Raw genomic sequence first — 12,336 nt, 5'->3', positions numbered from 1 at the left:
AGAAGTTATGATAACATTGAACTCTCTTTCTAAGATTTATCGTACGGACGAGATTGAAACAGTAGCATTGGAGAATGTGAATCTGACGGTAGAACGTGGAGAATTTCTAAGTATAATGGGACCTTCCGGATGTGGAAAATCCACCCTGCTGAACATAATGGGATTGCTTGATGCACCTACAATGGGAATGGTGGAAATCAACGGGATACGTACCGAAGGAATGAAAGACAAGGAACTGGCGGTTTTTCGTAATAAAACGCTCGGTTTTGTATTTCAGTCTTTTCATTTGATTAATTCGTTGAATGTGATGGATAATGTAGAGTTGCCTTTACTTTATCGTCGTGTTGGCAGTAGTGAGCGAAAGCGGTTGGCACAAGAGGTGCTGGAAAAAGTGGGGTTAAGTCATCGTATGAGGCATTTCCCTACACAACTTTCCGGTGGTCAGTGCCAACGTGTTGCTATTGCCCGTGCTATTATCGGTAATCCCGAAATAATCCTTGCCGATGAGCCGACAGGTAACTTGGATTCAAAGATGGGAGCTGAAGTAATGGAGCTGCTTCATCGGCTGAATAAAGAAGACGGACGCACCATCGTCATGGTTACCCATAATGAAGAACAGGCGAAACAGACTTCCCGCACCATTCGTTTCTTTGACGGACGTCAGGTACAGTAGGAACCTGCGTTTTATACATAAAACTAAATAGAAAAATAGATTGATATATCTCTAAATTAAAAATCACCATGACAAAGAATATTTTCATCGTTGCGATAGCTGTTTTGTTAAGTGTTGCTTTTTGTTCGTTATCGGCACAAAATGTGAGTAAAGATTATAATGTAGGCGACTTTTCCGCCATCAACCTGCAATCTGTCGGAAATATTATTTTCACTCAATCGGCAGAATGTATCTGCCGTTTGGAAGGACCTTCCGAATTTGTAGAGAAAACAAGGGTGACAGTGAAAAATGGAACTCTGGTTATCTCTTATAAAGATAAAAATGCCAGGAATGTCAAGGATCTGACTTTCTATATTACTGCTCCCGATTTGAGTAAAGTGAAAATAGACGGAGTAGGAAACTTCGATGCAAAAGAAGAACTAAAACTTAAAAATATAGCTTTCGAACTTGATGGAGTAGGCAACTGTAACGTGAAAAGTCTTTATTGCGATGAGTTGAAACTCGATGTTGACGGAGTGGGCAATATGAAGCTGAATGTTGATTGCAGCACTATCAAGGCTAAAGTGGATGGAGTAGGAAATATCACTGTATCCGGTAAAGCGGATGCAGCTTTCTTTAAGCGGGATGGCGTTGGTAAAATCAATTCCAAAAACCTGAAATGTAAAGACGTAACAAAGAAAGGTTGGAATTTCTAATGTAGAACATTCTTCTGTGAACTCCTGTAGAATCAAATCAAAAAAAGAATAAGAAGATGTGGAAGCAATACATAAAGCAAGCTCTTTACCAGTTGAAGGAGGACCGGCTTATTAGTATTGTCTGTATGGTAGGTACAGCTTTGGCTATTTGCATGATAATGGTGATCGTGCTGACATTGCAGATACGGATAAAAGACTGTGTGCCGGAAGTTAACCGTTCACGATCATTGTATGTCAAGGCTATGACATCCCGGCATAAAGAGCAACACAATAATGCTGCCAGCAGCCAGATGTCCGTTACGACTGCTCGTGAATGCTTTAAGACGTTGACAATACCTGAAGCGGTTGCCATTACTTCCGTTAATAATAAGATGCGCGCTTCTCTTCCCGGAGGAGGCAGGATGAGTGTAGATGAAATGGAGACGGATGAAGCTTTTTGGCAAGTCTTTAGCTTTGAATTCTTGTGTGGCAAACCATATACGAAAGCCGATTTTGAGAGCGGGCTGTCCAAGGCAGTAGTTTCTGCCAGTGTGGTACGCCGTCTGTTCGGTACAACTGACGTGGTAGGGCGTACCATCCAATTAAATAAAGCCGATTATACCATTACAGGAGTGGTGAAAGACGTATCAAAGTTGGCGACAGCTTCTTATGCACAAGTCTGGATTCCCTATACATCGACAGATTTGGCTTCTTTTTCATGGAGAGAAAATCTGATGGGACCTATGCGGGCGGTCATTCTTGCACGTTCGTCTGACGATTTTCCAGCTATCCGTGCTGAAGTCGAAAAATATCGTCAGGTCTACAATAGTAAGCTGAAGGATATGGAATTGATTTATCGTGGTCAGCCGGATACTCAATTTGCCTACCTTTACCGCCATTGGGGGACAGATCTGGATATGAAACACATTGTCAGGCGATTCATCCTTATCATTGTGATTCTCCTCTTGGTTCCAGCTATCAACCTAAGTAGTATGACTTTATCCCGTATGCGGAAACGTATGACGGAAATCGGTGTCCGGAAAGCATTCGGTGCTACTGCCAACGAATTGTTGCGACAGGTATTCTGGGAGAATCTGATATTGACACTGCTTGCGGGAGTACTGGGACTGATATTGAGCTATTCAGCTACTTTCCTGTTAAACTCATTCCTTTTTGGTAACAGTGAGAATGCAGGTCTTGCCGGGGAAACTTCTCTCTCTACTGATATGTTGTTCAGTCCGTTGACGTTCCTCGTTGCATTCAGTTTCTGCCTGTTATTAAATCTATTGAGTGCCGGTATTCCGGCTTGGAGAGTGTCGAGAATGAACATTGTGGATGCAATAAACCAAAGATAAAATGATGAAACAGTTATTGAAACAAATATATAATGAGCGCCGGAGCAATGCTTTTCTATGGATTGAGCTATTGTTGGTGTTTGTCGTATTGTGGTATATCGTTGATTTGGTTTATGTCACTTTGGATATCTATTATCAGCCAATGGGCTTTAATATAGAAAATACGTATGTATTACGTATGAACCGTCTTACCAATAAATCTACCGATTTTAATCCGGAGCTGACTGTTAAGGATGATATGACTGCTTTAAGGGAAATAGCCGGACGTTTGTCCCGTCATCCGGAAGTTGAATCTGTCTGTATCTCTCAAAACAGTATTCCATATAATGAAGGGTGCAGTGCAACGAGTTTCCGTTTCCCGGATAACGACACGGTTTGGATAAGTACGATGGATCGTTGGACGACTCCTGAATATTATAAGGTGTTTCGTTTCCGGAATATCGATGGTTCCGGTCATGAAAGTTTGGTGAAAGCTTTGGAGAAAAATACAATAATCGTTCCTGTCGATGTTGCAGACTATTATCCGGATGCCACTTTCCATGGAAAAGACCTTTTGGGTAAAGAAGTTCGCATGAGTGATACCAACCTTCGTATTGCAGCTTTAACGGAACCCGTTCGCTACGATCATTATAACATTACCGGAAAACCTTTTACCGGAACCTATATCGGCACTTACCTCTCTGACGAACAAATGGAAACGGTCGAAAACGTAGCCTATCTCGAATTAAGCCTGCGTGTCCACGAAGGTGTAGACGATGGGTTTGTGGAACGTCTTATGAATGATGCCGACCGTATCTATCAGGTAGGGAATATTTATATACTTGATGTCACTCCATTAAGCAAAGTCCGGACAGCCAGTGAGATAGACAATGATAATGAATTGCGTACCCAGTTCTGTATTCTCTTTTTCTTGTTGTTGAATATCTTTCTGGGAGTGATCGGCACTTTCTGGTTCCGTACCCAGCAACGCCGGGGAGAAGTCGCTTTACGCATGGCGATGGGAGCTAACCGGAAAAACATATTCTATCGTTTGATTACGGAAGGTTTGTTACTGTTAAGCATGTCGGCTCTTCCTGCCGTATTGATTGCATTCAATATTGGATATACTGAACTGGTGGATATATCACAAATGGCATTTACAGTACCCCGTTTCCTGATAGCCATTTTATTGACATATCTCTTGATGGCGATAATGATTATTCTTGGCGTGTTGTATCCGGCTCTGCAATCAATGAAAGTGCAACCGGCCGAAGCACTAAGAGATGAGTAAGAAATATACTGAACTTTATTCTGAAATGATAATGATAAAACTCTACTTTAAACAAGCATTCCATCTGTTGAGGGAAAATAAACTGCTTTCTTCTATTTCCATTATAGGTACAGCTTTGGCTATTGCTATGATTATGGTAATTGTCATCACTTTACGTGCAACAATCGCTCCTTTTGCACCAGAGACCCATCGTGACCGGATGCTTATTTTCCGGTTTGCCGGACTTCAAAATAAGTCCAATGTGAATTGGCAAAGCAATGGTCCTATCGGATACAATACAGCAAAGGCTTGTTTCAAAGCAATGACAACTCCCGAAGCTATTTCCATAACTAATATTTCACAGGAAACAATGCTGGCTGCTAAACCGGCAGGTGAGATGGAGAGTTGTAGTGTGTTGCAAACAGACGATGTATTTTGGAAAATATTTGAATTTGAGTTTATGTCCGGCAAACCGTATGATAGTGCCGATTTTGATGCCGGAGCAGCAAAAGCCGTAATCTCCGAAGATATGGCACGCCGTCTGTTCGGAACATCAGAAGTGGTTGGAAAAACATTCCTTTTGAATCATTCTGCCTATATTGTTTGCGGAGTGGTGCGTCCGGTCTCTAAACTGGCGAAGTACGCCTATGCACAAGTTTGGATTCCTTTGAGTTCTACAAATGCTTTCACAGACACTTGGGGCGATGATAATATTATGGGCATGACTGCCGTCTATATTTTAGCTAAATCGAAAGGCGATTTTCCAGCTATTCGTCAGGAAGCAGACCGTTTGCGGGCTATCTTTATGGCAGGGCATCCCAATTCCGATTTACTCTATCGCGGACAGCCTGATACCTATTTTGTGGCCGCACAACGCTATTCCGCCAACAATCCTCCGGCTGTGAAAGAAGCAATACGGCAATACATACTGACATTACTTGTCTTGTTGATTGTCCCTGCCGTCAACTTGTCCGGACTCACTTTATCACGTATGCGTAAGCGTATCTCTGAAATAGGAGTGCGAAAAGCCTTTGGTGCACCCAGACGGGAGCTTATGATGCAGGTATTATCCGAAAATATGATTTATTCCCTATTCGGGGGAATTCTCGGACTGGTATTAAGTTATGTTGCTGCTTTCCTTTTGGGGGGAATGCTTTTTTCCGTAGACTTTGTATCCAATGGTGTGGAGGATTTACGGACTATGTGTATCGACTTGCTGTTCGATCCTGCCGTGTTCCTGCTGGCATTTCTGGCTTGCTTCTTGCTCAATTTGCTAAGTGCCGCTATTCCGGCATGGAAAGTAACTCGCACCAATATTGTGGATGCCATCAACGAAAGATAATTCTTCAAATCATCTAAATTCTAAAGAAAATGCAACTATTAAAACAAATATGGAATGAACGCCGGTCAAACGGATGGTTATGGTCAGAACTATTAATAGTTTTTGTTGTCCTGTGGTATGTGGTCGACTGGACGTATGTAACAGCGTGTACTTATTACGAACCGGTAGGATTTGATATTACTGATACATATTATTTAGAGCTAAGCCTGAAAAACGATAAGAGTGATTCCTATCTTTCGAAAGAGCAAAAGAGTACAACTTTAGGACAAGATATTATTGAGTTGACCAATCGTCTCCGTAGATTGCCGGAAGTGGAAGCTGTTTCTGTATCTAGCAATTCGCGTCCTTACATTGGAAGTAATTCCGGCATAATGTTGCGTCTTGATACGTTGGTTAGTAATCCGTTGCAGCGGGTGGTGACTCCTGATTTTTTTCAGGTATTTCGTTATCAAAGTACCGATGGACGCGGATATCAGCCATTGGTACAGGCTTTAGAAAATGGCAATGTGGTAGTAGGTGAAAATTTCTGGTCAAAAAAACACAAAGGGGACCGTGTACTGTTGGGTAAGGAAGTGGTTAATGTAGATGATTCTACGGAGGTATATAAAATAGGAGGTTTATCAACGAAGGTACGTTACAATGATTTTTGGCCTAATTATAGTGATCGATATGTGGCTATTGCTTTTACGGAAAAGGAAATGGCGAAATTGGAAGGGGAGTTTTATCCTTCAAATATAGAAGTCTGTTTGCGGGTGAAACCGGGGACTTCCAAAGACTTTGCAGAGTATTTGATGAAATTGTCCGCCAACCAGTTGAGTGTCGGTAACCTGTTCATTCTGAAAGTGCATGATTACGAAGATATACGCAATGATTTCCAGCAAGGGAGTTACAATCAGGTACAGGTACGTTTCTGGATGATGGGATTCTTACTGCTCAATATCCTGTTAGGTATTGTTGGCACATTCTGGTTCCGTACACAGTACCGTCGTGCTGAATCGGCGCTTCGTATAGCGGTTGGGTCCAGCCGGATACAGCTTTGGCAACGGCTGAATAAAGAAGGATTATTACTGTTGACGCTGGCCGCTTTGCCTGCTGCTGTGATATGTTATAATATCGGCTACCTGGATTTGACGGAAGGATATCTGGAATGGGGAGTGGTACGTTTTCTTATCACATGTGCCATTACCTATTTCTTGATGACTTTAATGATTCTCGTTGGCATTTGGTTTCCTGCTCGTCAGGTAATTCGCATACACCCTGCCGAGGCGTTGCGCGAAGAATAAAAAACTTGGGCTATCTGTTTGTTTTCAATATAATTAACGTATCTTTGTCGGCATAATATTGAAAACACCGCAGGCTTTAATTATATGAATCGACGCTACTATTGTTTGCTTATCGTTCTGTTTTTTGCTGTTCTTATTCAGGCGGCAGCAGCGGAACGTACATACAATATCCTGTTTATACAGTCATACACCTCACAGACTCCTTGGCATAACGACCTTAATCAGGGGTTGGTCAAAGGATTTAAAGAAAGTGGCCTGAAGGTGAATATAACAACGGAGTATCTTGATGCCGATTTTTGGGCATTCAACTCCGAGAAAGTAATTATGCGTCGTTTTTGTCAGCGTGCCCGTGACAGGCAGACCGATTTGATTATAACAGCAAGTGATGAAGCTTTCTATACTCTTTTTGCCTGTGGAGATTCGTTGCCTTTGCAGATACCGGTCGTGTTTTTCGGCATTAAGTATCCCGATATGGAGCTGATTGCTACTCATCCCAATGTTTGCGGGTTCACTGCCAATCCGGATTTTGATGTCATATTGCGTCAGGCGCAAAAGATATTTCCCCAGCGGAAAGAAGTGGTATGTGTGATAGATAACAGCTTTTTGAGTAACAAAGGCCTTGAAGATTTTGAAGAAGAGTGGAAAATCTTTCAAAAAGACAATCCGGATTATAGAATGAAAGTCTATAATACCCAAAATCATACAACGAGTCACATCATTGCTGCTATTTGTTACCCTCGTAACAGCTACGAACGTCTGGTGGTTGCTCCTAAATGGTCGCCTTTCCTTTCATTCGTTGGCAAAAACTCAAAAGCTCCTGTATTTTCGAGTCAGAATGTGGGGTTAACTAATGGCGTATTCTGTGCATACGATTCCGACAGTTATGCTTCAGCGTTATCGGCAGCTCAAAGGGCTGCTTTAGTCTTAAAAGGTACATCTCCCCAAGAGATAGGAGTGACAGAAATCACGCAGGGATTCATCTATGACTATAAACAGTTGGATTATTTTCATATTGCCTCTGATAAAGTATCCTCTAGCGGAACCATCGTCAACGAACCGTATTGGGAGAAATATAAATACCTTTTTATACTGCTCTATCCATCTATCCTGGCATTGCTGATAGCTTCTATCGTGTGGTTGATGCGTGCTAACCGGCGTGAATCCAAACGACGGATTCAGGCACAGACCCGTTTGCTCGTGCAGAATAAGCTTGTGGAACAGCGTAATGAGTTTGATAATGTATTTCATTCTATCCGCGATGGTGTGATAACGTATGATACCGATTTACACATTCATTTTACAAATCGCTCCTTATTACAAATGCTTCACTTGCCGTATGAGTCAGGTGGGCGTTTTTATGAAGGAATGATGGCAGGTAGCATCTTCAAAGTATATTATAACGGTCAGGACATTCTTCATTCTATGCTGAAGCAGGTAGCTGCTAAAGGAGAAAGTGTGAAGATACCCCAGGGAGCTTTCATGAAAGAAGTGCATAGTGATAAATATTTCCCGGTGTCGGGGGAAATAGTCCCGATCCGTTCAAAGGATACGATTACTGGTATGGCACTTTCCGCACGGAATATTTCGAATGAAGAAATGCAGAAGCGTTTCTTTGATATGGCAGTAGACGAAAGCTCCATATATCCATGGCAGTTTGATATGGAAACGAACTGTTTCATTTTCCCGCAAGGTTTCCTGAAGCGTCTCGGATATGATGAATCGGTAACTACGATCTCTCGTGACGAAATGGATCGCTCTATCCATCCTGAAGATTTGAAAGAAATAAGTCCCCTGTTTGATAGAGCATTGACGGGAGAGGATTCTAATACCCGTTTGAACTTCCGTCAGCGGAATGTCAACGGAGAGTATGAATGGTGGGAATATCGTTCTTCCGTAATCACGGGGTTGACACAAGATTCATTGTACAACATATTAGGTGTTTGTCAGAGTATCCAGCGATATAAGACTGCCGAGCAGGAGATGAGGGAAGCACGTGATAAAGCCCTTCAGGCTGACAAACTGAAATCGGCGTTCCTTGCCAACATGAGCCATGAGATTCGGACTCCGTTGAATGCGATTGTAGGTTTCTCCGATTTGCTAAGCGATACTAGTGGTTTTACAGGAGAAGAGATTGCCCAGTTTATCGGAACTATTAATAAAAATTGCGGCCTGTTGCTGGCTTTGATTAATGATATTCTTGATTTGTCACGTATTGAATCGGGAACCATGGAATTTATGTTCGCAGAACATAACCTGCCGCTGTTATTAAAGACCGTTCATGATTCTCAACGCCTGAATATGCCACCAGGAGTAGAGTTGGTGTTACGTATGCCCGAAAGTGATAAAAAATATCTCACAACGGATAATGTACGTTTACAGCAAGTAGTGAATAACCTGATTAATAACGCTGCTAAATTTACAAGTAGCGGTTTCATTACTTTTGGCTATGAGGATGATGAAATTCCCGGATACACCCGTGTCTTTGTGGAGGATACCGGAGTCGGTATTTCAGAGGAAGGTATTCGTCATATATTCGAACGATTCTATAAAGTTGATAATTTCACACAAGGGGCAGGTTTGGGATTAAGTATTTGTCAGACCATTATCGAACGTCTGAATGGTACAATCTCCGTCACCTCCGAAGTCGGCAAAGGCACTCGTTTCACTGTGCGTCTTCCTAACTACTGCGAATAATCGAACGTTCATTTTTGGGCATAGTGTTCGAAAATGAACACTTTTCTTATTTTATAATCTGTTGATAATAAAAACGTTACTTTTTTGGCACATCGTTTGATCCCCTCTTAGTGGAAAATACTGTGCATAATGAAAAAGAAAAGTATATTGTTTGCTCTTGCTGCCGTTTGCTTGCCGTTGGCATTGTCGGCACAGAAAGAAAGGGAAATAACCTTGAATGAAGCTATTGCTATGGCGCGTGCTCAATCTGTTGACGCCGCTGTTGCCCTGAATGAATTGAAAACGGCCTATTGGGAATTTCGCACCTTTCGTGCCGATCTTTTGCCGGAAGTCAACCTGACCGGAACCCTGCCCAATTATAACAAATCATATAGTTCTTATCAAAATTCGGATGGTTCTTATGGTTTCGTCCGTAATAACACATTGGGGCTTACCGGCGATCTTTCCATCGACCAGAATATCTGGCTTACCGGTGGTAAACTCTCGCTTACTTCCTCTCTCGACTATATCAAACAATTGGGAGCCGGGGGCAACCGCCACTTTATGTCTGTCCCTGTCACCTTACAACTCACGCAACCCATCTTTGGAGTGAATAATATAAAATGGAACAGACGAATCGAACCGGTTCGTTCTGCCGAAGCGAAAGCAGCTTTTATCACTGCTACCGAAGAAGTGACGATGCGTGCCATTACTTATTATTTTAATCTTTTGTTGGCAAAAGAAAATCTTGGCACAGCGAAACAGAACCAGACAAACGCCGACCACCTTTATGAAGTGGCTCTTGCCAAACGTAAAATGGGACAGATTTCCGAGAATGAACTCTTACAGCTCAAACTTTCCTCCTTGAATGCGAAAGCAGCGTTAACGGAGGCGGAGAGTGACCTCAATGCCAAGATGTTCCAGCTCCGTGCTTTTCTAGGAGTGGGAGAAGATGAAATATTAAGCCCTGTTCTCCCCGAAGCGGTGGATCGTCCGAAGATGGAGTACAATCTGGTTTTAAATAAAGCATTGGAACGTAACTCGTTTGCACAGAATATCCGTCGCCGCCAGTTGGAAGCTGATTATGAAGTAGCCACCGCACGCGGAAATCTGCGTAGCGTCGATTTGTTTGCAAGCGTCGGATATACCGGCGAGAACCGGAACTTCCCTGCCGTTTACCGTAACTTGCAGGATAATCAGATTGTTCAGGTAGGTGTTAAGATTCCGATTCTCGATTGGGGAAAACGTCGTGGAAAAGTCCGGGTAGCCAAGAGCAACCGGGATGTAGTGCTTTCAAAGATTCGTCAGGAACAGATAAACTTCAATCAGGATATTTTCCTGTTAGTGGAGCATTTCAATAATCAGGCACAACAATTGGATATAGCCAAGGAAGCCGATGCGATAGCCCAGAAACGATATAAAACGAGTATTGAAACTTTCCTGATAGGTAAAATCAATACCTTGGATTTAAATGATGCGCAGAACTCTAAAGATGATGCAAGACAGAAACATATTTCCGAACTTTATTATTATTGGTATTACTATTATCAGATTCGCAGTCTGACGTTATGGGATTTTCGTACCAATACCGAACTTGAAGTTGATTTTGATGAAATCATCCGGCAATAAAAAAAGAGAAGAGTGATGTCGGTTGCTATTTTTTTGTAGCTTTGTACAGTCATAGCAGTAAAACAATACCTTTGATTAAAAAGAAACATAAACTATGATTCTGATAATTGACGACGACAGCGCAGTGCGTTCTTCGCTTAGCTTCATGTTGAAGCGGGCAGGCTACGAAGCACAGACCGTTCCCGGTCCACGGGAAGCAATGGAAGTGGTACGTTCCGTAGCACCGGATTTGATTTTGATGGATATGAACTTCACTCTTTCCACAACGGGTGAGGAAGGTTTAACCCTGCTCAAACAAGTAAAAATATTCCGTCCCGAAGTGCCAGTGATCTTAATGACCGCTTGGGGAAGTATCCAACTTGCCGTGCAAGGAATGCAGGCAGGAGCCTTTGACTTCATTACGAAGCCATGGAATAATGCCGCCTTGTTGCAACGCATCGAAACAGCACTCGAACTTTCCGGCACTTCACAGGAGACAACCCAGGAACAGAGCGAGTCTTTCGACCGCAGCCACATCATCGGGCGTAGCCAGGGATTAATGGATGTGTTGAACACGATTGCCCGCATAGCAAAGACCAATGCTTCTGTACTGATAACAGGAGAAAGCGGAACTGGTAAGGAGCTGATAGCCGAAGCCATTCATATCAACAGTCAGCGTGCCAAATATCCTTTTGTGAAAGTGAACCTCGGAGGGATTTCCCAAAGCTTGTTTGAAAGTGAAATGTTCGGGCATAAGAAAGGAGCTTTTACCGATGCTTCCGCAGATCGTATCGGACGTTTCGAGATGGCAAACAAAGGAACGATTTTTCTGGATGAGATCGGTGATCTCGATCCTTCGTGTCAGGTGAAGTTATTACGCGTATTGCAGGATCAAACATTTGAAGTGCTCGGTGACAGCCGTCCCCGCAAGACAGATATCCGGGTGGTATCAGCCACCAATGCCGATTTGCGTAAGATGGTGGGCGAACGTACTTTCCGTGAAGACCTGTTCTATCGTATCAATCTGATAACGGTGAAACTGCCGGCTTTGCGCGAACGTCGTGAAGATATTCCTTTGCTGGCACGTCATTTTGCCGACCGCCAGGCTGTAACCAATGGATTGCCCCGTACGGAGTTTGCTGCCGATGCCCTGCAATTCTTGAGCCGTTTACCTTATCCGGGGAATATCCGTGAATTGAAGAATCTGGTGGAACGCACCATTTTGGTAAGTGGTAAACGGCTTCTCGATGCTTCCGATTTTGACGCCCAGTACATCCGCCACGATGATGCAAGAGTAGCCGAAGGTGCAGCACTCGCAGGCATGACTTTAGACGAAATAGAACGTCAGACCATTCTTCAGGCTTTGGAACGCTGCAAAGGAAACCTTAGCCAGGTAGCTACGGCATTAGGCATCAGTCGTGCCGCCCTTTACCGACGCCTCGAAAAATATAATATTACAGTATAAAAACAAACCGTTAA

At 42.9% G+C, this 12,336-nt stretch carries 9 protein-coding genes; all 9 read left to right on the top strand.

The window, feature by feature from the left end; translation table 11 throughout:
* Positions 1-7 precede the first annotated feature (7 nt).
* The 9 genes from CJF29_RS16245 to CJF29_RS16205 all read left to right on the top strand — a co-directional run bounded on the left by CJF29_RS16245 (position 8) and on the right by CJF29_RS16205 (position 12,322).
* Complete coding sequence (locus CJF29_RS16245) at positions 8-673, top strand: ABC transporter ATP-binding protein (protein WP_074560344.1); 666 nt, start codon at positions 8-10, stop codon at positions 671-673.
* A 68-nt stretch (positions 674-741) separates the two neighbouring features.
* Positions 742-1,368: a GIN domain-containing protein gene (locus CJF29_RS16240; protein WP_074560346.1), complete on the top strand. Its 627-nt coding sequence runs from the start codon at positions 742-744 to the stop codon at positions 1,366-1,368.
* Positions 1,369-1,424: 56 nt separating this feature from the next.
* Positions 1,425-2,702: an ABC transporter permease gene (locus CJF29_RS16235; protein WP_074560348.1), complete on the top strand. Its 1,278-nt coding sequence runs from the start codon at positions 1,425-1,427 to the stop codon at positions 2,700-2,702.
* 1 nt (position 2,703) lies between these two features.
* A complete protein-coding gene (locus CJF29_RS16230; protein WP_099147010.1) occupies positions 2,704-3,972 on the top strand; it encodes an ABC transporter permease in 1,269 nt (422 codons plus the stop codon).
* Between the two features lie 31 nt (positions 3,973-4,003).
* Positions 4,004-5,293 carry an ABC transporter permease gene (locus tag CJF29_RS16225; RefSeq protein ID WP_074638367.1) on the top strand — a complete coding sequence of 430 codons (1,290 nt, stop codon included), beginning with the start codon at positions 4,004-4,006 and terminating at the stop codon, positions 5,291-5,293.
* A 29-nt stretch (positions 5,294-5,322) separates the two neighbouring features.
* Entirely contained in the window at positions 5,323-6,576 is a 1,254-nt protein-coding gene (locus CJF29_RS16220; protein WP_074559222.1) for an ABC transporter permease, read from the top strand.
* 84 nt (positions 6,577-6,660) lie between these two features.
* Entirely contained in the window at positions 6,661-9,270 is a 2,610-nt protein-coding gene (locus CJF29_RS16215; protein WP_074559223.1) for a PAS domain-containing sensor histidine kinase, read from the top strand.
* Between the two features lie 129 nt (positions 9,271-9,399).
* Entirely contained in the window at positions 9,400-10,878 is a 1,479-nt protein-coding gene (locus tag CJF29_RS16210) for a TolC family protein (protein ID WP_074559224.1), read from the top strand.
* Between the two features lie 94 nt (positions 10,879-10,972).
* A complete protein-coding gene (locus CJF29_RS16205) occupies positions 10,973-12,322 on the top strand; it encodes a sigma-54-dependent transcriptional regulator (protein ID WP_074559225.1) in 1,350 nt (449 codons plus the stop codon).
* The last annotated feature ends 14 nt before the right edge of the window (positions 12,323-12,336 follow it).

The sequence above is a fragment of the Bacteroides celer genome (assembly GCF_002632415.2).
Classification (GTDB): Bacteria; Bacteroidota; Bacteroidia; order Bacteroidales; family Bacteroidaceae; genus Bacteroides.
The sequence above is the reverse complement of the archived record's forward strand: the minus strand, read 5'-3'. Positions and strand labels throughout refer to the sequence as shown.

What these genes read in the sequence shown, in the direction of transcription:
- CJF29_RS16245 (WP_074560344.1), top strand. Translation starts at nt 8, where the DNA reads ATGATAACATTGAACTCTCTTTCTAAGATTTATCGTACGGACGAGATT.
- CJF29_RS16240 (WP_074560346.1), top strand. Translation starts at nt 742, where the DNA reads ATGACAAAGAATATTTTCATCGTTGCGATAGCTGTTTTGTTAAGTGTT.
- CJF29_RS16235 (WP_074560348.1), top strand. Translation starts at nt 1,425, where the DNA reads ATGTGGAAGCAATACATAAAGCAAGCTCTTTACCAGTTGAAGGAGGAC.
- CJF29_RS16230 (WP_099147010.1), top strand. Translation starts at nt 2,704, where the DNA reads ATGATGAAACAGTTATTGAAACAAATATATAATGAGCGCCGGAGCAAT.
- CJF29_RS16225 (WP_074638367.1), top strand. Translation starts at nt 4,004, where the DNA reads ATGATAAAACTCTACTTTAAACAAGCATTCCATCTGTTGAGGGAAAAT.
- CJF29_RS16220 (WP_074559222.1), top strand. Translation starts at nt 5,323, where the DNA reads ATGCAACTATTAAAACAAATATGGAATGAACGCCGGTCAAACGGATGG.
- CJF29_RS16215 (WP_074559223.1), top strand. Translation starts at nt 6,661, where the DNA reads ATGAATCGACGCTACTATTGTTTGCTTATCGTTCTGTTTTTTGCTGTT.
- CJF29_RS16210 (WP_074559224.1), top strand. Translation starts at nt 9,400, where the DNA reads ATGAAAAAGAAAAGTATATTGTTTGCTCTTGCTGCCGTTTGCTTGCCG.
- CJF29_RS16205 (WP_074559225.1), top strand. Translation starts at nt 10,973, where the DNA reads ATGATTCTGATAATTGACGACGACAGCGCAGTGCGTTCTTCGCTTAGC.